Origin of the sequence: Bradyrhizobium sp. IC4059, assembly GCF_020193615.1 — a bacterium.
GTDB lineage: Bacteria > Pseudomonadota > Alphaproteobacteria > Rhizobiales > Xanthobacteraceae > Bradyrhizobium > Bradyrhizobium yuanmingense.
In genome coordinates, this window is sequence record NZ_JADYVH010000004.1 from 564,962 (window position 1) to 589,153 (window position 24,192).

Genomic DNA, 24,192 nt, shown 5'->3' on the forward strand with positions numbered 1-24,192 from the left:
GAACGGCTTAGAGCGATCTCGCACCGCCGCGCGAAGCTTCGTTCGCACTGGGCTCAATGCGTCTCCTCGCCGCTTTTGCCGCCATGCCCGGGAACCCCGGCCTCGTCGAGTTTGCGGTAGAGCGTCGAGCGGCCGATTTTGAGTCGGCGAGCCACTTCGGACATCTGGCCGCGATAATGCGAGATCGCGAAACGGATGATCTCGTTCTCCATGTCCTCCAGCGGGCGGACATCCCCGGTCGCAGTGAGCATAGACAGCGTTCCCACCGCGGTGAGCGGGGCGATTGGTATTTCATTACCCGACACTACGGAGGGCGTCGCCGCCGGCTCGAGCAGCAACGGAGCGGTCGGAATATCCGTGACGGGATGCGCCTGCGAGGCGAGCAGAGGGAAGTCGCCGAGACCAAGCTGGTCCCCGTCGCTCATCACCACGGCGCGATAGACCGCGTTCTCGAGCTGGCGGATGTTGCCGGGCCAGTCGAGCTGGGCAAGATGGGCCACCGCCTCGCCGCTGATCCCGGTGATCGGGCGGCTCTCCTCGGCGGCAAAGCGCGCGATGAAATGCCTGAGCAGGTGCGGGATATCCTCACGCCGCGCGCGCAGCGAGGGGATCGTCAGCGGCAGCACGTGCAGCCGGTAGAACAGGTCTTCCCGGAATTGTCCCTGCTTCACCCGCTCCAGCAGCTTGCGATTGGTGGCCGAGATGATGCGGACGTCGACCTTGAGCGGCTTGCGGCCGCCGACCGATTCCACGGCGCCTTCCTGGAGCGCACGCAGCAGCTTTACCTGCGCCGTCAGCGGCAGCTCGCTGACCTCGTCCAGAAACAGCGTGCCGCCATGAGCCTCGACGAACTTGCCCGTGTGCCGCTCGGTGGCCCCGGTGAAGGCGCCCTTCTCATGGCCGAACAGGATGGACTCGACGAGGTTGTCGGGAATTGCGCCGCAATTGACCGCAACGAACGGCTTGGCCTTGCGCTCGCCGCTGCCATGGATGGCGCGCGCGAACATCTCCTTGCCGACGCCGGACTCGCCCTCGATCAGCACGGGGATCGCGGAGTTTGCCGCCTTCTGGGCGGCGCGCATCACGCCCGTCATCGCTTCGGAGCGGGTGATGATGTCGGAGAAGGTGAGCCGTCCTTCGCGGCTGTGACGGATGCGCTGCAATTCCCCCTTGAGCGCGGACGTGTTGAGCGCGTTGCGAAGCGAGACCTGGAGCCGCTCGACGCCGACCGGCTTGACGACGAAATCGGCCGCGCCCGCGCGCATCGCGGAGATCACGTTGTCGATACCGCCATGAGCGGTCTGCACGATGACGGGGACGCTCAGGCCGGCTTCGCGGATCTTCGCCAATACGCCCATGCCGTCGAGGCCGGGCATGACGAGGTCGAGGATGACGGCGTCGATGGCCGGTCCGTCGGGGGCAGTGAGGGCGGCAATTGCGGCGTCACCGGAGTCCACGACGACCGTCTCATAGCCGCATTTCTGCACCATGTTCTCGACCAGCCGGCGGGCTACAGCGTCGTCGTCGGCGATCAAAATACTGGCAGCCATGGTGTTCCCCGCACGCTACTACTATCTGTCTCGAATCGGGGCACTCTGGCCGAAGCCGATTAACGCACGCTTAAACCTTGATGCCCCCGCCTGCCGCCGCGATTGTTGAACACAGGTTTCCCACACAATGAATTCGCGCTCCAAGTCCGCCTTGAACAAATCTGCCTTGAACAAGTCCGCTCTCAAGAAGTCCGCTCCCGGCAAGCCCGCTCTCCGCAAGCCAAGCACCAAAAAATCCGCCCCCAAGGCAAGGCCCTCCAAAGCTGCACCCTCCAAAGCTGCGAGCAAGACCGGCAAGCTTCCGGAGTGGAACCTGGCCGACCTCTATTCCGGGATCGAGGCGCCGGAGGTGGCGCGCGACCTCGAGAGAATGGATGCCGACTGCGTCGCCTTCGAGACGGACTACAGGGGCAAGCTGGCGACAGGGACAGCAAACGAAGATGGCGGAAAGTGGCTCGCCGAGGCGGTGCGACGCTATGAGGCGATCGACGATCTCGCCGGCCGTCTCGGCTCCTATGCCGGGCTCGTCCATGCCGGCGACAGTGTGGACCCTGCGATTTCAAAGTTTTACGGCGACGTGTCCGAGCGGCTGACGGCGGCGTCCACGCATCTGTTGTTCTTCGCGCTCGAGCTCAATCGGATCGATGACGATATTTTGAATCGCGCGATGCAGGCCGCCGAGCTCGCGCACTACCGTCCCTGGATCGAGGATCTGCGCAAGGAGAAGCCGTACCAGCTCGACGACAAGCTCGAGCAGCTTTTCCTGGAGAAGGCGCAGACCGGCTATTCAGCCTTCAACCGGCTGTTCGATCAGACCATCTCCAGCCTCCGCTTCAAGGTCGGCGCCAAGGAGCTCGCGATCGAGCCGACGCTGAATCTGCTGCAGGATCGCGACGGCGCCAAGCGCAAGAGCGCGGCGCAGGCACTGGCGAAGACCTTCAAGGCCAATGAGCGCACCTTTGCGCTGATCACCAACACGTTGGCCAAGGACAAGGACATCTCCGACCGCTGGCGCGGCTTCAAGGACGTGGCCGATTCCCGCCATCTGAACAATCGTGTCGAGCGCGAGGTCGTCGATGCGCTGGTCGCCTCGGTGCGCGCAGCCTATCCGAAACTGTCGCATCGCTATTATGCGCTGAAAGCGAAATGGTTCGGCAAGAAGCGGCTGGCCTATTGGGACCGCAACGCGCCGCTGCCTTTCGCGGCGACCGATGTCATCGCCTGGCCGGACGCGCGCAGCATGGTGCTGACGGCCTATCGTGGCTTCTCGCCCAAAATGGCCGATATCGCCGAGCGCTTCTTCACCGACCGCTGGATCGACGCGCCGGTCCGGCCGGGCAAGGTGCCCGGGGCGTTCTCGCATCCGACCACGCCGTCAGCGCACCCTTACGTTCTCATGAACTACCAGGGCAAGCCGCGCGACGTGATGACGCTCGCGCATGAGCTCGGCCATGGCGTCCATCAAGTGCTCGCGGCAAAGAACGGCGCGCTGATGGCGCCGACGCCGTTGACGCTGGCGGAGACCGCGAGCGTGTTCGGCGAAATGCTCACCTTCAAGCGGCTGCTGGCCCAGACCAAGAGCGCGAAGCAGCGCCAGGCGCTGCTCGCCGGCAAGGTCGAGGACATGATCAACACCGTGGTGCGGCAGATCGCGTTCTACTCCTTCGAGCGCGCGGTCCACACCGAGCGCAAGAACGGCGAGCTCACCGCGACGCGGCTCGGCGAGATCTGGCTGTCGGTGCAGGGCGAGAGCCTGGGGCCGGCGATCGAGATCAAGGCGGGCTACGAGAACTACTGGATGTACATCCCGCACTTCATCCACTCGCCGTTTTACGTCTACGCCTACGCGTTCGGCGACTGTCTCGTGAACTCGCTCTACGCCGTCTACGAAAACGCGGCCGAGGGTTTCGCCGAGCGCTATCTCGACATGCTCGCCGCCGGCGGCACCAAGCACTATTCCGAGCTGCTGCGGCCATTCGGGTTAGATGCGAAGGACCCAAAGTTCTGGGACGGCGGGCTCAGCGTCATCGCCGGAATGATCGACGAGCTGGAGGCGATGGGCTGACGCATTCGCCATCCGTAAAACATCCGTTGAACCGACTCGTTGGTTGTGTTATACAAGTGTATAACGCGCCGGAGGTCAGCCATGAAAATTGAGATCAAGAAGATCGGCAATTCGGATGGTTTGCTGTTGCCACGCGAGCTGATGCAGCGCCTCGATCTCAAGCGCGGCCAGCAATTGCATGTGGTGGAATTGCCTGGTGGTGGTTTTCAGCTGCTGCCCTACGACCCCGATTTCGAGCGGACGATGGAGATCGCCGACGAGATCATGGATAAGTATCGCGACACGCTCGCCGCGCTCGCAAAATAGCTGGCGATGCGCATGAGCGATCCTCAGGAGCCGCTCTGGGTCACTTACGAGCAGGCTGTCGCAATTCATGGTCGACAGCTCCGGCGCTTCGGCGGTGCGCCGGGATTGCGCGACGAAGGCATGCTGCGCTCGGCGCTGGAGCGCCCGATCAACAAATGGCGCTCGGAACAGGCGCCGTTGGACGAACTCGCTGCAGCCTATGCATTCGGCCTCGCGAAAAATCATGCATTCGTCGATGGAAACAAGCGCATCGCCTTCATGGCCATGATGGCTTTTCTTCGCAAGAACGGCGTAGCTTTCAGCCCCGATCCCGCGGAAGCGACAACGATCATCCTCTCCCTCGCCGCCGGCGAAGTCAGTGAGGAGAGTCTGACGCGATGGATCCGGGACAATTGGAATTCCAAATGACCCGATTTGCGGGAAAACCCCGCCTCGGTGCCGTTGCCCTGTCTAAATCTTTCAGGTATCCCAGCCCGAGAATTCGACGTTCGACTGGGGACATTCCATGGCTGACCATAGCGAAGTGGCGTACACCACCGCCGACGGCAACGACTACGTTGCCCACGAGCAGACCTATGAGGGCTTCATCAAGCTGGTGAAGTACGGCACGGTCTCGGTCGCGCTCATCGTGATCCTGATGGCGGTCTTTCTGACCTGATCCATCGTCGGCTGCATCCGCCAACGCCGGCGGCTGCTCATTAAATTTGCATACAAGCCGGTTTCAAAACCGGTATCCAAACGTTGCGGGAGTAACGCTAAGTTCGCGTGCGCGTTTTTGTCCGCGTCGCTGGAGGGCCTATGAAGATCGCCGTTGCCAAAGAAACAGATCCGTCGGAGCCGCGGGTCGCCGCTTCGCCTGATACGGTGAAGAAGTTCAAGGCGTTGGGCGCCGAGATCGCCGTCGAGCCGGGTGCCGGCATCAAATCGGGCCTGCCGGATTCCGAATTCACCGCGGTCGGCGCCACCGTCAGCGCTGACGCGCTCAAGGACGCCGACATCATCATCAAGGTGAAGCGCCCTGAGGCATCCGAGCTGGCGCAGTACAAGCGCGGCGCCCTCGTCATCGCCATCATGGACCCCTACGGCAACGATGCCGCGCTGAAGACGATGGCCGATGCCGGCATCGCCGCCTTCGCGATGGAATTGATGCCGCGCATCACCCGAGCGCAGGTGATGGACGTGCTGTCCTCGCAGGCCAACCTCGCCGGCTACCGCGCCGTGATCGAGGGCGCCGAAGCCTTCGGCCGCGCCTTTCCGATGATGATGACCGCAGCCGGCACCGTGCCTGCCGCAAAGGTGTTCGTGATGGGCGTCGGCGTCGCCGGCCTCCAGGCGATCGCGACCGCGCGCCGTCTCGGCGCCGTCGTGACCGCGACCGACGTGCGGCCCGCCACCAAGGAGCAGGTGGAATCCCTCGGCGCGAAATTCCTCGCCGTCGAGGACGAGGAGTTCAAGAACGCGCAGACCGCCGGCGGCTACGCCAAGGAAATGTCGAAAGAATACCAGGCCAAGCAGGCCGCGCTCACCGCCGAGCACATCAAGAAGCAGGACATCGTCATCACCACCGCGCTGATTCCGGGCCGCCCGGCGCCGAAGCTCGTCAGTGCCGACATGGTCAAGTCGATGAAGCCCGGCTCGGTGCTGGTCGATCTCGCCGTCGAACGCGGCGGCAATGTCGAGGGCGCCAAGGCCGGCGAAGTCGTCGACCTCGATGGCATCAAGATCGTCGGCTACACCAACGTTGCGGGTCGCGTTGCGGCCTCGGCCTCCAGCCTCTACGCGCGCAACCTGTTCTCCTTCATCGAGACCATGGTCGACAAGAAAGAGAAGAAGCTCGCCGTCAACTGGGACGACGAACTCGTCAAGGCTACCGCGCTGACGAAGGACGGCGCCGTGATCCACCCGAACTTCCAGCCGAAAGCTTAAGGAGAGATTGCCATGGAGCACGCTGCACAGGTCGTCGACCCCTTCATCTTCCGGCTGTCGATCTTCGTCCTCGCCGTCTTCGTCGGCTATTTCGTGGTGTGGTCGGTGACGCCGGCGCTGCACACGCCGCTGATGAGCGTGACCAACGCGATCTCCTCGGTGATCGTGGTCGGCGCGCTGCTCGCGGTCGGCGTCGGCATGGTTTCGAGCGGCTCGGGCTGGGCGCGCGGCTTCGGCTTCGTCGCGCTCGTCTTCGCCTGCGTGAACATTTTCGGCGGCTTCCTTGTCACCCAGCGCATGCTGGCGATGTACAAGAAGAAGTCGAAGTAAGCGGCCACCTCGGGCTGAAGGGATCAATGGGGACCTGAGATGAGCGCCAATCTCTCTGCATTCTTGTATCTCGTGGCGGGGGTGCTGTTCATCCTGTCGCTGCGCGGGCTGTCGAGCCCGGCAACCTCGCGCCAGGGCAATCTGTTCGGCATGATCGGCATGGCGATCGCGGTCGCCACCACGCTGGCGAGCCATCCGCCGGCGGATGGCGTGGCCTGGGTCCTCGTGATCCTCGCGGTCGCGATCGGCGGCGGCATCGGCGCGGTGATCGCCCGCCGCGTGCCGATGACCTCGATGCCCGAACTGGTCGCCGCCTTCCACTCGCTGGTCGGCATGGCCGCGGTGCTGGTCGCCGCCGGCGCGTTCTACGCGCCTGAGGCCTTCGACATCGGCAAGCCTGGCGCCATTCATGCATCAAGTCTGGTCGAAATGTCGCTCGGTGTCGCCATCGGCGCGCTGACCTTCACCGGCTCGGTGATCGCCTTCCTGAAGCTGTCCGCGCGCATGAGCGGCGCGCCGATCATCCTGCCGTTCCGCCACATCATCAACATCGCGCTGGCCGTCGCGCTGGTGTTCTTCATCGTCCGTCTCGTCCTCACCGGCGGCGCGTTCGACTTCTGGATGATCACCATCATCGCGCTGGCGCTCGGCGTGCTCATGATCATCCCGATCGGCGGCGCCGACATGCCGGTCGTGATCTCGATGCTGAACTCCTATTCGGGTTGGGCGGCCGCCGGCATCGGCTTCACGCTCGGCAATTCCGCGCTGATCATCACCGGCGCGCTGGTCGGTTCCTCGGGCGCGATCCTGTCCTACATCATGTGCCACGCGATGAACCGGTCCTTCATCTCGGTCATCCTCGGCGGCTTCGGCGGTGAGACCGCGGCGGCCGGCGGCGCCACGGGCGAGCAGAAGCCCGCCAAGCTCGGCTCGGCGGACGATGCGGCCTTCATCATGAAGAACGCCTCCAAGGTCATCATCGTGCCCGGCTACGGCATGGCGGTGGCGCAGGCCCAGCACGCGCTGCGCGAGATGGCGGACATGCTCAAGAAGGAAGGCGTCGAGGTGAAATACGCCATTCACCCGGTCGCCGGCCGCATGCCCGGCCACATGAACGTGCTGCTGGCCGAAGCCAACGTGCCCTATGACGAGGTGTTCGAGCTCGAGGACATCAACTCCGAATTCGCGCAGGCCGACATCGCCTTCGTGATCGGCGCCAACGACGTCACCAACCCGGCGGCCGAAGAGGACAAGACTTCGCCGATCTACGGCATGCCGGTGCTCCAGGTCTGGAAGGCCGGCACGGTGATGTTCATCAAGCGCTCGCTGGCGTCGGGCTATGCCGGTATCGACAATCCGCTGTTCTACCGCGACAACACCATGATGCTGCTCGGCGACGCCAAGAAGGTCACCGAGAACATCGTCAAGGCGATGTGACGGGGGGAGGGACCGTGGCCATCAATTAGGAATGGCACCAGTCCGATCGCATGCCGCAAGGCGTGCGCGAGCAGCGCGTCGCCTGGCACGCTGCCCACAAGGCGGCGTGCAGCTGCCGCGACGTTCCGGCGAGCCTGCGACCGACGTCATGAAATTGCTGCGGAGCCGTCGCAAGCCCTAGTCTCAAGCGAGGGAGCGGCCGCGCAATGATGAGCATTGTCAAGTGGATCGCCATCGTGCTCCTGACCGTCTATTGCGCCGGTCTCCTCGTGCTGTACGTCCGCCAGCGCGAGATGCTGTTTCCGATCCCGCCCGCCGGTCGCACCGCACCCGATGCTGCGGGCCTTCCTGAGGCGCAAGAGCATGTCTTGACCACGTCTGATGGCGAGCAGGTCATCGTCTGGCACGTGCCGGCCAAGCCCGGTCGTTCCGTGATCCTCTACTTCCACGGCAATGGCGATTTTCTCGCCGGCCGCGTCGGCCGTTTCAAGGCGATGACCGCCGACGGCACCGGCCTCGTTGCGCTGTCCTATCGCGGCTATGGCGGCTCGAGCGGGATGCCGAGCGAGCAGGGCCTGCTGCGCGACGCTGCAGCCGCCTACGCGTTCACCACCGCGCGCTATGCGGCGGAACGAATCGTCGCCTGGGGCTTTTCGCTCGGGACGGGCGTCGCGGTCGCGCTCGCCTCGGAGCATCGCGTTGGAAAACTCATCCTGGAGGCGCCCTATACGTCGACGGCCGACATTGCGGGGTCATCGTTCTGGTTCGTTCCGGTCCGCCTTCTGATGCGCGACCCGTTCCATTCGGACCAGCGCATGTCGCGCGTCACGGTGCCGCTGCTCGTCATGCATGGCACCAATGACCTTGTCATTTCGATCGTCTTCGGAGAGCGTCTGTTCGCGCTCGCCCGCGAGCCCAAGCGGTTCGTTCGCATCGAGGGCGGCGGGCACGACGATCTCGATCAATATGGCGCGATCGAAACGGCGAGAGGCTTCATTGGCGGCTGACGGCTTGGCTCAACGTTACATCCCCGCGCTCGCTGCCTCCTGCTTGACGCTTCTGCCGCAGAATGCGCTTGCCGCGACCGGCCTCGATGGTGCGGCGATGCGCTGGCCCTATGCGCTGCCCTTTGCCGGCTTGTTGCTGTCGATTGCAATGGGGCCGCTGCTGTTGCCGAAGATCTGGCATCACCACTACGGCAAGATCACCGCCGCCTGGTCGCTGATGGCGCTCGCCGCGCTCGTCGTCTTTGCCGGCGGCGCGGCGACCTTGGCGGCGCTGGTCCATGCCATGCTCGCCGAATATCTCGGCTTCATCGTGCTGCTGTTCGCTCTCTATGTCGTGGCCGGCGGCATCCTCATCACCGGCGACATCAAGGGCACGCCGGCGGCGAATGTCGGCATCCTCGCGCTCGGCACGCTGGGGGCGAGCATCGTCGGCACCACGGGTGCCGCGATGATCCTGATCCGCCCCTTGATCCGCGCCAACCGGCAGCGGCGCCACAACACCCATGTCGTCATCTTCTTCATCATCCTGGTGGCCAACGTCGGCGGCGCGCTGAGCCCGCTCGGCGATCCCCCGCTGTTCGTCGGCTTCCTGCATGGCGTTGACTTCTTCTGGACCACGCGGACCATCTGGTTGCAGACCGCACTCGTCGCCGTCCTGCTGCTCGCGATCTTCGCCGTCGTCGACGTCTGGCGCTTTCGCAGTGAGCCGCCGCCCGCCGACACAGGCCGGGGAGAGCCGTTGCGCATCCGCGGCCTCGTCAATCTGGTGCTGATCGCAGCCATCGTCGCCAGCCTTCTCGCTTCGGCGATGTGGAGGCCCGACATTGCCTTCGACATTTTCGGTACCAAGCTGGAGCTGGAGGACGTCGCGCGCAACCTGGCGCTGCTAGCCATCGCGGCGCTGTCGGTGTGGCTGACGCCCGACGAGCACAGGCAGGCCAACGGCTTCACCTGGGAGCCGATCCGCGAGGTCGCAAAACTGTTCGCGGGCATCTTCGTCGCCATCATCCCGGTCATTGCCATGCTCAATGCCGGCCATCACGGCGCGTTCGCCTGGCTGCTGTCGGCGGTGACGGCGCCGGATGGCGCGCCGCGCGAGGTCGTTTATTTCTGGTTCACCGGCCTGATGTCCGCGTTCCTCGACAATGCGCCGACCTATCTGCTGTTCTTCGAGCTCGCCGGCGGCAATCCGCAGGTGCTGATGCATCAGCTCTCGGGCACGCTCGCCTCGATCTCCATGGGAGCGGTCTACATGGGAGCACTCACCTATATCGGCAACGCGCCGAACTTCATGGTGAGCAGCATCGCCCGCGAGAACGGCGTCGCGATGCCGAGCTTCTTCGGTTATCTCCTGCGCGCCGGCGCCGTGCTGATCCCGCTGTTCCTGTTGCTGACGTTCCTGCCGGTCGCACCGATCCTGCACTGGCATTGAATCCGCCGGCCGATTTGCTATTGCTCGCTTTGTAGTTGGAGCCGATGGATGAGCGCGCATGATCCGATGCCCCGGTCGGCCTGGGTCTTTCCGGCGCTGGCCCTGCTGTTGTTCGCAGCCGTCAGCGCCACGGATTACGTCTTCACGCTGTCGTTTGGCGGTCTTCTCTTCACCGTCGTCCTTCTGGTCATCCTGTTCGGCACGGTGTTCGCGGCGGTTCATCATGCCGAGGTGATCGCGGAGCGGGTCGGCGAACCCTACGGCACGCTGGTGCTGACGCTCTCGGTGACCATCATCGAGGTCGCGCTGATCACCACGATCATGCTGGGCGACAAGCCTGCCCCGGCACTGGCGCGCGACACCGTGTTCGCCGTGGTCATGATCGTCTGCAACGGCCTCGTCGGGCTCTGCATCTTCATCGGCGGCCTGCGCTATCGCGAGCAGGGTTTTCAGCTCTCCGGCGCCAACGTCTATCTCAGCGTCCTGTTCGCGCTCGCGACCATCACGCTGATCCTGCCGAACTACACCACCACCACGCCGGGGCCTGTCTATTCGGCGGTCCAGCTCGGCTTCGTCGACGTGGTCACGCTGGCGCTCTATGCGGTGTTTCTCTACACCCAGACGGTCCTGCACAAGGATTACTTCGTCCACGAGCGGGCGTACGCCGGCAGCGGCGAGGTGCATCTGTCGGGCAGGATGCTGGTGCTCAGCGTCGTGCTGCTGCTGATCGCGCTGCTGGCGGTCGTGCTGCTCTCCAAGAAATTCTCGCTGGTGGTCGACGCCGTCGCGGCCAAGATTGGCGCGCCGCCGGCCTTTGCCGGGCTTCTGGTCGCGCTTCTGATCCTGATGCCGGAAGGCGTCGCGGCCGTCTCGGCGGCCCGCCAGAACGACCTCCAGAAGAGCATCAACCTCGCTCTGGGATCGTCGCTGGCGACCATCGGCCTGACCATTCCTGCCGTCGGCATCGCCACTTACGCGCTCGACAAGGAGCTCGAGCTCGGCCTCGGCGCCCAGGGCAGCGTGCTCCTGCTGCTGACCTTCTTCCTGAGCATGCTGACCTTCGGCACGGGCAGGACCAATGTCCTGTTCGGCCTGGTGCATATGGTGGTATTTGCCGTCTACGTGTTCATGGTTTTCGTACCCTAGAAGGAGCTCCCGGTGCTTGCCGCCCAGTCCGAGGTTCAGGTCGACAACGAAGAGGTCCGGGTGACGGAATGGCGGCTTGCCCCCGGCAGCGCCACCGGCCATCACACCCATGGCATGGACTATGTGATCGTTCCGCTCGCCGCCGGCGAGATGACCATCGTCGCGCCCAATGGCGAAAGGTCCAAGGCGCAGCTTGCCGCCGGGAAATCCTATTTCCGCAAGGCCGGCGTCCAGCATGACGTACTTAACGAAACCTCAACTGAGATCGTGTTCCTTGAAATTGAGCTGAAACGCTAGGGTCGCGCCACCGTTTGCCATCGATCCGTCGCAGTTGATCCCTCACAATGCCCTAAAGTTCCCGCATCAGGTCGCGCGGGGAGTGTGGTCGGAATGCTGAAATACCTCGCAAAAATTTCGATGGATATTTTCCCCTCGGTGCTCGCGACGATCATCGGGGCCTACATCGTCAATCATTACATCAACGCCAAGCCGGCCGCCGACACCCCAGCCGCCGTGACCGCGCCTGCCCAGACCGGCAGCGACGGCAAACCCACCGATACCGCCAACCTTCCCGCCTCCGGCGTCAAGGCCAAGGGCATCCCCGAGAAGAGCGTGACGGACAAGGCGGCGGTCGAGAAGCCGGTCGATCATCCGCCGGCCGCCGAGACCAAGGCCGCAGACGTGGCTCCCGCTGACACCGGTCCGCGCGGACGTCCCTCTGCCCGCGACAAGGCCGCGGCGAAATCCGCACCGGCGGCTTCTGCTCCCGTGGTTGAGGCCAATTCGGCCCCGACGGCGGCTTCCGCGGCTCCCGACGCCAACGATCTGGCGCGTGCTGCGATCGAGCGCCTGCGCAAGTCGCCCGAGGGCAAGGCTGCCGAGGCCAGGTCGTCGGAAACCAAGCCTGCCGAGGCTCGCGCGTCGGAGACCAAGCCGGCTGAGCCTGCGGTGCGGGACGCCGCCCGCACGCCGGAGGCTCCGCGTGTCGTGAATGTGGAGCCGTCTCCAGTCCGTCCGCTGCCGCCGCCGATCAATGTCTCGACGCCCTCACCCGAGGCCTATGGCAATGGGGGCTCCAATCCGCCCTACACGGCCTCGATCGGCAACGATGATCCGAATCGGGTGACGCCGCCGGCCGACATTCCCGTGCCGGTCATCGCACCGCCGCTCGACCTGCGTGCCGATGCGGGCGCCGCCCTGCCGCGGCCGAAGAAGACCAATGTCGCCGACGAGATGCTGTCGGGCATGAAGTCGATGTTCAACGCCGTTCTGCCCAAGAGCGCCACGCCCGACTAGAACTCCGCTCAGCCTCCGCCAAACCGTCAGCCGCCGACGCGGGCGAGACCGCTGCGAGCGGGTTCGTCGCGTGGACGAAGCGCAACCGCCTTGGTGTAGGACGCCGCCGCCTTGGCTTTGTCGCCCAAGCGCTCATAGACCTGACCGCGCGCGGTCCAGACCTGGGCATTGTTCGGATCGGCCTCGGAGGCTTCGTCGAGATCGGCTGCGGCCTCCTTGACCTTGCCGAGCGCGAGATAGCTGTTGGCGCGGCCCAGCAGCGGCTCGGCCTTTTGCGGGTTGAGTCCGCTGGCGGCGCTGAAATCGGCGATCGCGAAGTCGTGCTGGTTGTTGCCCTGGTAGATCAGGGCGCGGCCATAGAGCGCCTGCGCATTGTAGGGATCGAGGCCGATCGCGCGATTGAACTCGTCGAGCGCTGCCGCGGCCTCGCCTGACTTCGCCAGAGACTGAGCCTTCGCGGTATGGGCCTGGGCTTCGGTGACGTTGCCGGCGCTCACCGCGCTCTCGGCCGGCGCGGCGGCCTTGGGGGCCTCCTGCGGCTTGTCCTTCTCCGGCATCAGTGATCCCAGATCGAACGAGCAGCCGCCCAGCACGATCCCCGTCAGGGCCGCCGCGAGCGGCGGCTGCCAGATCCGGCGCCGTCGCGGAAGGCCGCGCTGGGAGAAAGGGGAGGCCATCTACGGTTGGCTCGCGCTAGAGCTTGATCCGACAAGTCCTCAAAACAATAACGCGGGCCTGGGGCCCGCGTCTTCGAAAACTAGAGTCTTGCTGAATCGGCTCAGCGCGGTCCGCGCGGACCTGCGCCGGGGCCGCCACGACCGCCGCGATCACCGCCCGGGCCGGCGCCGAACACCGGCTTCGGCTTCATCGGCAGCAGGCCTTCGCGCTGCAGCTTCTTGCGGGCCAGCTTGCGCGCGCGGCGCACGGCCTCGGCCTTTTCGCGGGCCTTCTTCTCGGAGGGCTTCTCGTAATGACCGCGGAGCTTCATCTCGCGGAAAATTCCCTCGCGCTGCATCTTCTTCTTCAGCGCCTTGAGGGCTTGATCAACATTGTTATCGCGAACGAGAACCTGCACGCGGCATCCTCTTCAGGTGGATCGGATTTGAATTCTGGTAAGTCAAAGGGGATGGCGAAACGCGCAAGCCCTTAACCTTGAGCGCGCGGATGTATCAGACAAAACCGCAGATGTCCACCGGCCAAGCGGATTTTCGGGCCAAGTTCGGCCATTAAATGCGGCGAAAATACCTCCATGCGGCCCCGATTTGGGCGATTTGGCGCCGAGGACGGGGCCGCACCGGAGCTTTGTTCCGGAATCTTTGCAATGAGGGACTACAATGGACATCAAAAAATATGCTGCCGAAGCCATCGGCACCTTCTGGCTGACATTCGCGGGCTGCGGAAGCGCGGTGATCGCCGCCGGCTTCCCGCAGGTCGGGATCGGGCTGGTCGGCGTGTCCCTGGCTTTCGGATTGAGCGTCGTCACCATGGCCTACGCGATCGGCCACATCTCCGGGTGCCATCTGAATCCGGCCGTCACGGTCGGTCTCGCCGCCGGCGGCCGCTTTCCGGCCGGCCAGATCCTGCCTTATGTGATCGCCCAGGTGGCGGGCGCGATTGTCGCCGCATCGCTGCTCTATGTCATTGCGAGTGGGGCGCCCGGCTTCGACGTCAGCAAGGGCTTCGCCTCCAACGGCTATGGCGCGCATTCGCCCGGTCAGTACAGCATGATGGCCGGCTTCCTCACCGAGGTGGTGATGACCATGATGTTCCTGTTCATCATCATGGGGGCGACCCATGGGCGCGCGCCGGCGGGTTTCGCTCCGCTGGCGATCGGGCTCGCGCTGGTGATGATCCACCTCGTCAGCATTCCCGTCACCAACACCTCGGTGAACCCGGCGCGCAGCACCGGCCCGGCGTTGTTCGTCGGCGGCTGGGCGCTGTCGCAGCTGTGGCTGTTCTGGGTCGCGCCGCTGATCGGCGGCGCGCTCGGCGGGGTGATCTATCGCTGGCTCAGCGAGGAGCCCAGCGGCGTCGTTGCGGGCGTGAAGACGGCGTAGTCACAATCGCCCGGCGGGATTGCAGCTCTTGCTGCGATCCCGTCACGTGTCGCGGGGCGGCCTGACTTCCGTCACGTGGCCCATCTTGCGGCCGGGGCGCGGCGCACCCTTGCCGTAGATGTGCACGGTCGCGCCCGGCACGCTCATCCACTTTTCGTAATCGTTGATCTCGTCGCCGATCAGGTTGGTCATGGTGACGACGTCGCCGTGGCGCACCGGCTTGCCGAGCGGCCAGCCGGCGATGGCGCGGATGTGCTGCTCGAACTGCGAGACGGAGGCGCCGTCGAGCGTCCAGTGCCCGGAATTGTGCACGCGCGGCGCGATCTCGTTGACCAGCACCTTCGGTCCGGTGCCGCCTGCCAGCACGAACATTTCGACCGCGAGCACGCCGACATAGTCGAGCGCGCTTGCGATTTTGCTCGCGATGCTGCGCGCCTCCTCGGCGAGCGCGTCAGGAATCGGCGCGGGCGCACGCGATACCTTCAGGATGTGGTCGCGGTGCTCGTTCTCGGTGACGTCGAAGCACTCGACCTCGCCCGTGGCCGCGCGCGCGGCGATCACGGAGATCTCGCGCTCGTAGGGCACGAAGGCCTCCAGGATCGCCAATTTGGTGGCGAGGCTGGTCCACACCTTCGCGATGTCGTCGCCCTCGCGGATGATGGCCTGGCCCTTGCCGTCATAGCCGAAGCGGCGGGTTTTCAGCACCGCTGGAAGGCCGATCCTGGCGATCGCCTCGCGCAGCGAGGAGATGGAGGTGACGTCGGCGTAGGCGGCAGTGCCGATCCCGAGCTTCGTCACGAAATCCTTCTCGGCGAGCCGGTCCTGGGTCGTCTCGAGGATCTTGCGGTTGGGCAGCACCGGGCGGCGCGCGTCCAATACCAGCGCGGCTGCCGCCGGCACGTTCTCGAATTCGTAGGTGATGACGTCGACATCATGCGCGAACAATTCGAGCGCCTCGACGTCGGCATATTCGGCGCAGGTCGCGTTCAGCACGACGTCGAAGGCCGGTGAATCCGGATCGGGCGAGAACACCTGGCAGCGCAGGCCGAGTCGCGCCGCGGCCATGGCCAGCATCCGGCCCAATTGTCCGCCGCCGAGGATTCCGATGGTGTCACCGGGCTTCAGCTTCACGTGCCTGGTGTCCGTCACGCCTTGTCCTCCGGCCGCTCGGCGACCGCCTCGGTCTGGGCCTTGCGCCAGGCGGCGAGGCGATCCGACAGGGCGGGGTCGGACAATGCCAGCACGGCGGCTGCCAGCAGCGCGGCATTGATCGCGCCGGCCTTGCCGATGGCGAGGGTGCCGACCGGAATGCCCGCGGGCATCTGGACGATCGAATAGAGCGAATCGACGCCCCTGAGCGTCTTGGATTCGACGGGAACACCAAACACCGGGAGTTCCGTCAGCGCCGCCGCCATGCCGGGCAGATGGGCCGCGCCACCGGCGCCGGCGATGATAATCTTGTAGCCTGCGGCCTTGGCACCCTTGGCGAATGCGAACAGCCGGTCGGGCGTGCGGTGGGCCGAGACGATGCGGCTGTCGGCAGCAATGCCGAGCGCGTCAAGCGTGTCGGCGGCGTGCCGCATCGTGTCCCAGTCCGACTGGCTTCCCATGATGATGGCGATCGGCGCGGTCATGACGTCAATTGTGCCCAGAAAAACAGAGAGATAGGCCAGATTAATGATTCCGGCCGGCGGCTCGCAAGGCGGTGGCAAGGAGAAGGGAATCCACTATCCTGTCTTGGTGAATCCCCGCAAGCCTTCATTGAGCACGATGCCCATGAAGAAACCGAAAAGGGCGAGCCCTGCGAAGGCCAGAAAGGGCCGGAACATGAGCGCCGCCCGATCCAAAGCCGTTTCGAGCCGCGCGGCCAAACCGGCCTTGCGCAGAGCGCCGGCTGCCGATGACGGCAAGGCGATCATCCGCGGCCTCAGGAGCAAGCTCAAGGCGGCCCTGTTGCGGATCTCGGAGCTCGAGGCGGCCGCCGATACCGATTTCCTGCTCGGGATTCCCAACCGGCGCGGTTTCGAGCGCGAGCTCGCGCGCGCCATCGCCTATATGAAGCGCTACCGCGCCAGCGGGGCGCTGATCGTGCTCGACGTCGATCGGCTGAAGCCGATCAACGATTCCTTCGGTCATGCCGCCGGCGATGAGGTGCTCAAGGCGATTGTCGCCACGCTGACGCGACAGGTCCGCGCCTCCGACGTGGTCGGCCGGCTCGGGGGCGACGAGTTCGCGCTGCTGCTCTGGAATCTCAGCGAGACCGATGCGAAGGTCAAGGCTGCGGCCTTGGAGCAGGCGATCGACGAATTGTCATTCGTTTTTCGCGGCCAGCACGTGACCGCGGGCGCCTCGGCCGGCGTCGCGCTGCTCGGTCCGCAATCCGCTGCAGGCCGCGCCCTGGAGGAGGCGGATGCCGCCATGTATGTGCGCAAGGCGAGCCGCCGGCACGAGCCGCGGATCAGGCTGGTCGGCGGCGAGCGCTAGTCTAGAGGGTGGCAAGATCTTCCGGCACGTTGCCGAACTTGCGCAGCAGCGTCGCGTCGCCGAATTCGCCGGTCATGGGATCGCCGCTGCGGCTGAACGCGATCGCGCCGATATGGCCGGCGCCGCGCGCCAGCATCTCTGCGCGTCGCAGCGCCGCCGTCGAGGACTGACACTCCTCTGCAGCGCCTGCGACGGGTGATCCGTCGTCATCGATCAAGAAGGGCATTGCAACGTAATAGGTCACATCCGACATGGCGTTGCTCCAAGGTTGAAGATTATGCGGCGCTGCTCTTGCTCCGCATCTTGCTGCGCGAGATCTCCGGAATGCAGCCGGCTGAAATCGCCGCCTGCAATTCCTCCAGCTCGGCTTCCAGATATTCGTTGGCCATGATCAGCGCCTTGATGGTGCTGCGCAGATTGCCGTCGCACATCGCGATCGCCTGATCGCAGGCCTGTTCGTAATGGCTGTTGTCGAAAAGGGCGGTTGCCGACATCTGCGTTGTCCTCGTGTGTTGTCCTTGAGCGTTCTCTGAGGTGTTGGGGCGCCCGCGAATGTTCCTATTTTGTTCTTATTGAGTCAAGCGGATTCGGAAGCGGCGGGGCGCCGCGCAAGACCGGCTCACGGTCAGGCGATGATGTCGGGGGTGATCTGGTCTTCGATGAATGCGATGCGGTCGCGCAACAACAGCTTGCGCTTCTTCAGGCGCTGTAACCGCAACAGGTCGGGGGCGGGCGATTGATGCAATGCATCGATCGCCGCATCGAGATCTCGGTGTTCCTGCTGCAACCGGGTGAGCTCGGCTTCGAGCTCACGCTCATCTTCATTGGTCATGTCTGCGGTGGCCGAAAACCGATAGGCGTGAGATCCGGGCTGTGGATGCCCTGTGGAAATTATCGTCCTTGCGCCGCGTGATCGCAAGCGATCTGCGATCCCTCGTCCCCGATCTCCAGCAACATATTTCTGCAGGGAGCTGCGGCGGTGCGTCGGCGTATTGATATCATGGATTTTTCCGGCGTGGTTCCCTTAGTCACGCTTCGTTACATATGAACTTTCAAAAATGACGCTGCAACGACGGATACCCATCGACAGGACGAATCGGTGATGTAGACTTGGTTGTCCGGATCGAATCCTAAAGGTTCAACCCTACCGAGGAGGTTTCGAATGACAATTCAGGCACATCTCGTTGAATTGGAACGGAAGCACAAACTTCTCGAAAACGAATTGCACGAAGCTCTCGTGCACCTTTCAACAGACGACCTGCAAATTGTTGAGTTGAAGCGCCGGAAGTTGATGGTCAAGGACCAGATCGAGCGTCTGAAGCAATCTGGCGACACGCTCCACTAGTAACCCCCGTGACAGTGTAGAGTTGATCACGTCCTTCACGCAGGGATGAGAGCATCCGTGCTCATCCCTGCTGCAAGGTGTGTACCGTGCAACACGGTTGTGCGGCGCTCACTCTTGCTTGGACCCGTGGCTCTCGACGCGCACACCTATCCGCTTCTCGAAACACTGTCGATATCTGCGAGCTCGGCGACGTGATCGGCGATCGCGAGCGAGGACGTCAGTCCCGGCGATTCGATGCCGAACAGATTGATCAGGCCTGCAACGCCGTGATCGCGCGGGCCCTGCATCAAGAAATCCTGCGTGGCCACGGCCGGCGGCACGATCTTCGGGCGGATGCCCGAATAGCTCGGCATCAGCGCGCCGTCAGGCAGCGTCGGCCAGTATTTGCGGATCGCGGGATAGAAGCGCTCGGCGCGTGACGGATCGACCTCGTAGTCGATCGTCTCGATCCATTCGACGTCAGGCCCGAAGCGCGCCTGTCCTGCCATGTCCAGCGTCAGGTGCACGCCCAGGCCGCCGGGCTCGGGCACCGGATAGATCAGACGCGAGAACGGCGCCTTGGCGTTGCAGCTGAAGTAGTTTCCCTTGGCGAGATAGGCCGGCGGAATCCGGTCCAGCGGCATGCCGTCGATGTTGCGCGCCACATGCGTTGCCGACAGCCCCGCGGCGTTGACGAGGAGGTTGCATTGCAGCGTCATCGGTGCCTCGCCGCCGGCATCGATCTCGATGAGGCCGGCCGCCGCCTTGGCACGGATCAGCGGGGTGTGAAACGCGAAAGCTGCGCCGGCGTCCTCGGCTTCGCCGCGCAGCGAGAGCATGTAGGAATGGCTGTCGATGATGCCCGTCGACGGTGACAGCAGCGCGGCGTCGCAGGCGAGCGCCGGCTCCAGCGCGCGTGCGGCCTCGCCCGAGAGCAGCTGCATGTCGAGCACGCCGTTGGCCTCGGCATGCGCCTTGATCGATTGCAGCTTCTCGGTCTCCTTCGGGCTGGTCGCGACGATCAGCTTGCCGCAATTTTTGTGCGGGATGCCGCGCTCGGCGCAGTAGCGGTACAGCGCGTGCTTGCCTGCCACGCACATGCGCGCCATCCAGCTCCCGGCCCGGTAGTAGATGCCGGCATGGATCACCTCGCTGTTGCGCGAGGAGGTGACGGTGCCGATCGCCTCGGCTTCCTCCAGCACGATCACCTCGCGCCCGGCCTGGGCGAGCTTCCGGGCCACCGCGAGCCCGACCACGCCGGCTCCGATGACGACGCAATCGACCCTATCCATGGTTGTGCAGGATACCAGTTGGAAGCACCGGTGGCGCACGGTCCGGATGCGGCGGCGCAGGCGGGGCTTCCGTTAAGAAGTCGTTTATCATGTCAGGGCAATTGCCGCATTTTATGTCACATTATTCTGTTGTGCCCACAGGCGTTTACCCGATCCAAACCCGCGAAGCCAGACAATCCGACGTTGAAATCGCGGGTGGCTGATGGCTGAGAAGAACTGGCACGTGGGCAGCACGCTTTGGATTGCTGTGCACGCCCTCCTATGCCTGGCCGTTACGGGCGCGCCTGCGCGCGCCTTTGCGGCATCGGACAGCCTTGCCGTTCCGGGCGATCTCACCAGGCTTGATCCCGGCGTGATCTGGGAAGCCCTCATCGCGGGCATCGTGGTCTGCTCGTTCCTCGCCGCGATCGGGCTGTGGATCCATTCCTCGCTGCGCCGGTCCAGCCGTTTGCAGCTGCGTCGCAACGCCTTCATCTCCTCCGCCATGAACAACCTCAACCAGGGCGTGGTGATGACGGATGCGCAGCGCCGCGTCATCTTCTGCAATGACCGCTATCTCGAGATCTATGGCCTGACGCGATCCGACCTCCGGCCCAACATGACCGGTTGCGACATCCTGAGGCTGCGCCGCGAGCGCGGAGTGCTCGGCGTCACCGATGACGAATTTTACCAAAAGGCATCGAGCGCCAATGGCCTGACCACGGAACTGCCGGACGGACGGGCTATCCTGGTGAAGTATTTCGTGTTGCCGAACGGCGGCTCGGTGGCGACCCATCTCGACGTCACCGAGCAGCGCAACCTGTCGCGGCAGCTCGCCTCCACCAAGCAGTTCCTGGAATCGGTGCTCGATCATGTGCCGGCCTGCGTGGCGGCCAAGAACATCGAGGACGGCTGCTACATCTTCGCCAACAGCGCCTATGAGAAGTTCTGGGGATTGTCGCGGGACTTCGCCGTCGGCAGGAATGCACGGGAGCTGTTTGCGTCGGCCTCGGCGGCCAGCATCGAGGCCGCTGACCAGGCCGCGCTCAATTCGCCGGATGGCCAGCACCGCAATGAGTTCGAGGTGGATCGTGCCGGCGCGCGGCGCATGGTCGCCTCGATCCGGATCGTGGTCCGCAACGAGAGCAACAAGCCCGAATTTCTGCTCATCCTGTTCGAGGACATCACCGACCGCCGCTCGCTGTCGCAGGAGCTGGAGAGCACCAAGAAGTTCCTCGAGCTCGTGGTCGACAACATCCCGGTTGCGCTGATCGTGGAGCAGGTCAAGGACGGCCGCTATCTGCTCGCCAACCGCAGCGCGGAGACGATCCTCAACCGCAGGCGCGAGGAAGCCACCGGACTGACCGCGTCCGACATCTTCAACGCCAAGGAAGCCAAGCTGATCGTCGCGCGCGACGAGGCCGCGATCAAGAAGCGCGGGATGATCACCGAGGAGCATCCGATCTCCACCAAGGGCGGCCTGCGGCTGTTCCTGACCCGCCGCGCCACTGTGGTCAACGATGCCGGCGAGCCGCAATATCTGATCAAGACCCACGAGGACGTCACCGACCGCCGGCAGACCGAGTCGCGCATGGCGCACATGGCCTATCACGACGGCCTCACCGATCTGCCGAATCGCGCCGCCTTCCTGCAGGCTCTGACCCAGATGATCGAGGCTTGCGAGGGCACCGGCGAGGAGTTCGCCGTGCTCTGCGTCGACCTCGACGGCCTCAAGGAGGTCAACGACGTCTTCGGCCATGCGCTCGGCGACAAGCTCCTGATCGAGGTCGCCCATCGGCTCCAGGATTCCGCACGCGGCGGCGTGGTGGCGCGCCTGTCCGGGGACGAGTTCGGCCTGATCATCGACGGCAAGCAGCCCGAGGCCGGCCTCGCGCTGGCGCAGCAGATCGGCGAAGCCGTCGCGAAGGATTTTCAGATCGACGGCCGGCCGGTCCGCGCCGGCATCACCACGGGCATGTCGGTCTTTCCCCACAATGGCACCGATGGCGCCTCGCTGCTCGCCAATGCCGGCGCGGCGCTGTTCCGCGCCAAGCAGAAGTCGCGCGGCACGATCAGCCTCTACCAGCCCGAGATGGACCAGCAGATCCGCGACCGCCGCGTGCTGCACCAGGACCTCTCCATGGCGGTCAAGAACGGCGAGCTCTCGCTCGCCTTCCAGCCGCAGGGGGCCGCGGGCCACAGCGTCGCCGAGAGCGAGATCATCGGCTTCGAGGCGCTGGCGCGCTGGCAGCATCCGGTGCGCGGCCAGGTTTCGCCGGCCGAATTCATTCCCATCGCCGAGGAGAGCGGCCTCATCGTCGAGATGGGCGAGTGGATCCTGCGCGAGGCCTGCCGCGAGGCGGCGTCCTGGCCGAAGCCGCTGCAGGTCGCGGTCAATCTGTCGCCGGCGCAGTTCATGCACGGCGACGTGGTCGGCCTCGTCCATTCGATCCTGATCGAGACGGGCCTCGCACCCGGCCGGCTCGAGCTCGAGATCACCGAAGGTGTTCTGATCGAGGATTTCGATCGCGGCCTTGCGCTGCTGCGCCGCCTGAAGGCGCTCGGCGTGCGCATCTCCATGGACGATTTCGGCAGCGGCTATTCTTCGCTGAGCTATCTCCAGGCGTTCCCGTTCGACAAGATCAAGATCGACCGCGCCTTCATCATCAATCTCGGCCGCAACCCGCAATCGGCGGCGATCGTGCGCGCCGTCATCGACCTCGGCCACGGCCTCGAAATGTCGATCATCGCCGAGGGCGTCGAGACGCTCGACCAGCTCGCCTTCCTCGCCAAGGAAGGCTGTGACGGGGTGCAGGGCTATCTGCTCGGCAAGCCGTTGCCGATCGGCAAATATGCCGGGCTCGTCGGCCGCGCCGAAGCCATGGAGCTTGCGCTGAAGACCGGTTAGAGCGTAGCGGAGTGGACACCGACTCGCGTCAAGAAAACGCGTCACAATATGAATCTAGAGCCACCGTTCCGATTTCATCGGAACGGAAATCGCTCTAGTGATGAGAGTGTTCGCTCCCATTCGACGGCTTCATGGCGGATTACGACCTCGCGATCATCGGCGGCGGCCTGAACGGCGTCAGCCTCGCCCGCGATGCGGCGGGCCGCGGCCTGCGGGTGATCCTGTTCGAGCAGGGCGATCTCGGCGGCGCGGCGTCGTCGGCCACACCGCGGCTGATCCACGGCGATCTCTCGGTGCTGGAGCGCCGCGGCTTTTGGCGGGTGCGCCGGGCACTGGCCGAGCGCCGGACCTGGCTCGCCATCGCGCCGCATCTGGTGCGGCCGATGCGTTTCGTGATTCCTGCACATGTGGACGAGCGTCCGCCGTGGCTGCTGCGGGCCGGCCTGTTTCTTTATGACGTCCTCGTCGGCCGGAGCGGCCTGCCCGGATCGACGACCCTCGACATCACCCATCACCCGGTCGGCAACGCGCTGAAGCGCCCGTTCGGCACGGCGTTCGAATATTCGGACTGTATCGTCGACGATTCCCGCCTTGTCGTGCTCACGGCGCTGGACGCCGCCGAGCGTGGTGCGACGATCCGGACCGGGGCGCGCTGCGTGCGTGCCGACCGAACCGACATCTGGCGGCTCGCCGTGGTCGATCGCGGCCACCGCCGCTCCGTTACAGCAAGGGCGCTGGCCAATACCAGTGGCGGCTGGACCTCGATCGTCGCGGAGACCGTCCTGCGCCAGCCGCAGCCCGCCGCGACGGCCATGCAGATGAGCCAGATCATCGTGCCCAGGCTGTTCGATTCAGACAATGTCTACGTGTTCCAGAACAGCGACGGCCGACTGATCTTCGCAAGCCCGTTTGAGCGCGCGTTCACGCTGATCGGCACAGTCACGCACGATTTCACCGGCGACCCCGCCATCGTGGCGGTGCGAGGGGCCGATGTCGGTTATCTCTGCGAAGCGGCGAGCCGCTACTTCCGCGAGCGCGTCGCCCCGACCGACGTGGTCCGGGCGGTCTGCGGCGTCAATCTGAGACCGGCGTCCGCGCGGCAACGCGAGGGCACAACCCTGTTCCACGCGCGCCGGCGCAAGGCACCGCTGATCACGATGTTCGGCGGCGACCTCACCACCGCGCGCCGGCGCGCCGAGCGGGCGGTGACGAGGCTGACGCCGTTCTATCCGATGTCGCCGCCCTGGACCGCCGGCGCAGCGCTGCCAGGTGGAGATTTCGCCTGGGATCGTTTCGACACCGAGGTCGACCTCGCACGCGAGCGCTGGCGCTTTCTGTCCGAGCCGGAAGCCCAGCGCCTGGTCGCGGCCTACGGCTCGCGATTGGCGGCCGTGCTCGGTGAAGCAAGGACGCGAAAAGAGCTTGGCCCAGCCTTCGGTCCCGAACTGACCGGCGCGGAGGTGCGATATCTCATGACCTGCGAGTGGGCGCGTTTTCCGGATGACGTTCTGTGGCGCCGTTCCAAGCTGGGCCTGACAATGCCTGCGACGGACCACGACGCGCTGGCGGCGTTCATGGCGGATCTGAGCCGGTCACTGGTGTAGCCCGGATTCCGCTTCGCTCCATCCGGGCTACGGCGGCGCGATGTAAGTT

Annotated in this window: 27 protein-coding genes; 17 read left to right on the forward strand and 10 right to left on the reverse strand. The window is 64.9% G+C overall.

What is annotated here, in order from left to right; translation table 11 throughout:
* Positions 1 to 53: 53 nt before the first annotated feature.
* A complete protein-coding gene (locus I6F12_RS16185) occupies positions 54 to 1,550 on the reverse strand; it encodes a sigma-54 dependent transcriptional regulator (RefSeq protein ID WP_225156816.1) in 1,497 nt (498 codons plus the stop codon).
* 127 nt (positions 1,551 to 1,677) lie between these two features.
* On the opposite strand from I6F12_RS16185, the gene I6F12_RS16195 reads away from it, so the two are divergent.
* From I6F12_RS16195 to I6F12_RS16250, 12 genes are all read left to right on the forward strand, one after another.
* Positions 1,678 to 3,615: a M3 family oligoendopeptidase gene (locus I6F12_RS16195; protein ID WP_225156817.1), complete on the forward strand. Its 1,938-nt coding sequence runs from the start codon at positions 1,678 to 1,680 to the stop codon at positions 3,613 to 3,615.
* A gap of 81 nt (positions 3,616 to 3,696) precedes the next feature.
* On the forward strand, positions 3,697 to 3,921 hold the full coding sequence (locus tag I6F12_RS16200) for an AbrB family transcriptional regulator (protein WP_035998672.1): 225 nt from the start codon (positions 3,697 to 3,699) through the stop codon (positions 3,919 to 3,921).
* Positions 3,922 to 3,933: 12 nt separating this feature from the next.
* Positions 3,934 to 4,329 (forward strand): type II toxin-antitoxin system death-on-curing family toxin, encoded by a 396-nt coding sequence (locus I6F12_RS16205; RefSeq protein ID WP_074447732.1) that lies wholly within the window; start codon positions 3,934 to 3,936, stop codon positions 4,327 to 4,329.
* A gap of 97 nt (positions 4,330 to 4,426) precedes the next feature.
* Positions 4,427 to 4,579 (forward strand): aa3-type cytochrome c oxidase subunit IV, encoded by a 153-nt coding sequence (locus tag I6F12_RS16210; protein ID WP_035998674.1) that lies wholly within the window; start codon positions 4,427 to 4,429, stop codon positions 4,577 to 4,579.
* 140 nt (positions 4,580 to 4,719) lie between these two features.
* Positions 4,720 to 5,847, forward strand: a complete 1,128-nt coding sequence (locus I6F12_RS16215) for a Re/Si-specific NAD(P)(+) transhydrogenase subunit alpha (RefSeq protein ID WP_225156818.1) — start codon at positions 4,720 to 4,722, stop codon at positions 5,845 to 5,847.
* 12 nt (positions 5,848 to 5,859) lie between these two features.
* Positions 5,860 to 6,177 (forward strand): proton-translocating transhydrogenase family protein, encoded by a 318-nt coding sequence (locus I6F12_RS16220; RefSeq protein ID WP_035998681.1) that lies wholly within the window; start codon positions 5,860 to 5,862, stop codon positions 6,175 to 6,177.
* A gap of 39 nt (positions 6,178 to 6,216) precedes the next feature.
* Entirely contained in the window at positions 6,217 to 7,614 is a 1,398-nt protein-coding gene (locus I6F12_RS16225) for an NAD(P)(+) transhydrogenase (Re/Si-specific) subunit beta (protein WP_035998685.1), read from the forward strand.
* Positions 7,615 to 7,823: 209 nt separating this feature from the next.
* Positions 7,824 to 8,621 (forward strand): alpha/beta hydrolase, encoded by a 798-nt coding sequence (locus tag I6F12_RS16230; RefSeq protein ID WP_035998702.1) that lies wholly within the window; start codon positions 7,824 to 7,826, stop codon positions 8,619 to 8,621.
* A 4-nt stretch (positions 8,622 to 8,625) separates the two neighbouring features.
* The gene (locus I6F12_RS16235; protein WP_225156819.1) at positions 8,626 to 10,053 is read left to right on the forward strand and encodes a sodium:proton antiporter; all 1,428 of its coding nucleotides are present in this window, start codon (positions 8,626 to 8,628) and stop codon (positions 10,051 to 10,053) included.
* Positions 10,054 to 10,101: 48 nt separating this feature from the next.
* Positions 10,102 to 11,199: an ionic transporter y4hA gene (locus I6F12_RS16240; protein ID WP_225156820.1), complete on the forward strand. Its 1,098-nt coding sequence runs from the start codon at positions 10,102 to 10,104 to the stop codon at positions 11,197 to 11,199.
* A gap of 12 nt (positions 11,200 to 11,211) precedes the next feature.
* Positions 11,212 to 11,496, forward strand: a complete 285-nt coding sequence (locus tag I6F12_RS16245) for a cupin domain-containing protein (protein WP_035998690.1) — start codon at positions 11,212 to 11,214, stop codon at positions 11,494 to 11,496.
* 93 nt (positions 11,497 to 11,589) lie between these two features.
* Positions 11,590 to 12,495, forward strand: a complete 906-nt coding sequence (locus tag I6F12_RS16250; protein WP_036021950.1) for a hypothetical protein — start codon at positions 11,590 to 11,592, stop codon at positions 12,493 to 12,495.
* A 26-nt stretch (positions 12,496 to 12,521) separates the two neighbouring features.
* On the opposite strand, the gene I6F12_RS16255 is transcribed toward I6F12_RS16250, so the two are convergent.
* Entirely contained in the window at positions 12,522 to 13,172 is a 651-nt protein-coding gene (locus I6F12_RS16255; protein ID WP_074447704.1) for a tetratricopeptide repeat protein, read from the reverse strand.
* A 101-nt stretch (positions 13,173 to 13,273) separates the two neighbouring features.
* Positions 13,274 to 13,570 (reverse strand): 30S ribosomal protein S21, encoded by a 297-nt coding sequence (gene rpsU / locus I6F12_RS16260; RefSeq protein ID WP_008546194.1) that lies wholly within the window; start codon positions 13,568 to 13,570, stop codon positions 13,274 to 13,276.
* A 259-nt stretch (positions 13,571 to 13,829) separates the two neighbouring features.
* Between rpsU and aqpZ the strand changes: the two genes are divergently transcribed.
* Entirely contained in the window at positions 13,830 to 14,552 is a 723-nt protein-coding gene (aqpZ, locus tag I6F12_RS16265; RefSeq protein ID WP_035998714.1) for an aquaporin Z, read from the forward strand.
* 42 nt (positions 14,553 to 14,594) lie between these two features.
* On the opposite strand, the gene I6F12_RS16270 is transcribed toward aqpZ, so the two are convergent.
* From I6F12_RS16270 to I6F12_RS16280, 3 genes are all read right to left on the reverse strand, one after another.
* On the reverse strand, positions 14,595 to 15,701 hold the full coding sequence (locus I6F12_RS16270) for a 5-(carboxyamino)imidazole ribonucleotide synthase (RefSeq protein ID WP_225156821.1): 1,107 nt from the start codon (positions 15,699 to 15,701) through the stop codon (positions 14,595 to 14,597).
* The gene (gene purE / locus I6F12_RS16275) at positions 15,698 to 16,186 is read right to left on the reverse strand and encodes a 5-(carboxyamino)imidazole ribonucleotide mutase (RefSeq protein ID WP_036021962.1); all 489 of its coding nucleotides are present in this window, start codon (positions 16,184 to 16,186) and stop codon (positions 15,698 to 15,700) included. The genes I6F12_RS16270 and purE overlap by 4 nt, the downstream gene beginning before the upstream one ends.
* A gap of 93 nt (positions 16,187 to 16,279) precedes the next feature.
* Entirely contained in the window at positions 16,280 to 16,471 is a 192-nt protein-coding gene (locus tag I6F12_RS16280) for a hypothetical protein (protein ID WP_225156850.1), read from the reverse strand.
* Between I6F12_RS16280 and I6F12_RS16285 the strand changes: the two genes are divergently transcribed.
* A complete protein-coding gene (locus tag I6F12_RS16285; protein WP_225156822.1) occupies positions 16,380 to 17,036 on the forward strand; it encodes a GGDEF domain-containing protein in 657 nt (218 codons plus the stop codon). The genes I6F12_RS16280 and I6F12_RS16285 overlap by 92 nt on opposite strands.
* A gap of 1 nt (position 17,037) precedes the next feature.
* Here the strand turns inward: I6F12_RS16285 and I6F12_RS16290 are convergent, their stop codons facing one another.
* From I6F12_RS16290 to I6F12_RS16300, 3 genes are all read right to left on the reverse strand, one after another.
* Entirely contained in the window at positions 17,038 to 17,289 is a 252-nt protein-coding gene (locus I6F12_RS16290) for a hypothetical protein (RefSeq protein ID WP_036021965.1), read from the reverse strand.
* Between the two features lie 22 nt (positions 17,290 to 17,311).
* Entirely contained in the window at positions 17,312 to 17,530 is a 219-nt protein-coding gene (locus I6F12_RS16295) for a hypothetical protein (RefSeq protein WP_035998725.1), read from the reverse strand.
* Between the two features lie 131 nt (positions 17,531 to 17,661).
* A complete protein-coding gene (locus I6F12_RS16300) occupies positions 17,662 to 17,868 on the reverse strand; it encodes a DUF465 domain-containing protein (RefSeq protein WP_008546179.1) in 207 nt (68 codons plus the stop codon).
* 330 nt (positions 17,869 to 18,198) lie between these two features.
* Between I6F12_RS16300 and I6F12_RS16305 the strand changes: the two genes are divergently transcribed.
* Positions 18,199 to 18,381, forward strand: coding sequence for a DUF465 domain-containing protein (locus I6F12_RS16305; protein ID WP_008546178.1), 183 nt, complete (start codon positions 18,199 to 18,201; stop codon positions 18,379 to 18,381).
* Positions 18,382 to 18,527: 146 nt separating this feature from the next.
* Here I6F12_RS16305 and I6F12_RS16310 read toward each other — a convergent pair whose 3' ends face one another.
* On the reverse strand, positions 18,528 to 19,652 hold the full coding sequence (locus I6F12_RS16310) for an NAD(P)/FAD-dependent oxidoreductase (protein WP_035998729.1): 1,125 nt from the start codon (positions 19,650 to 19,652) through the stop codon (positions 18,528 to 18,530).
* Between the two features lie 202 nt (positions 19,653 to 19,854).
* Here I6F12_RS16310 and I6F12_RS16315 point away from each other — a divergent pair, with 202 nt between their 5' ends.
* Together I6F12_RS16315 and I6F12_RS16320 are read left to right on the forward strand one after the other, a co-directional pair.
* Positions 19,855 to 22,539, forward strand: coding sequence for an EAL domain-containing protein (locus tag I6F12_RS16315; RefSeq protein ID WP_225156823.1), 2,685 nt, complete (start codon positions 19,855 to 19,857; stop codon positions 22,537 to 22,539).
* A gap of 131 nt (positions 22,540 to 22,670) precedes the next feature.
* Entirely contained in the window at positions 22,671 to 24,143 is a 1,473-nt protein-coding gene (locus I6F12_RS16320) for a glycerol-3-phosphate dehydrogenase (protein WP_225156824.1), read from the forward strand.
* The last annotated feature ends 49 nt before the right edge of the window (positions 24,144 to 24,192 follow it).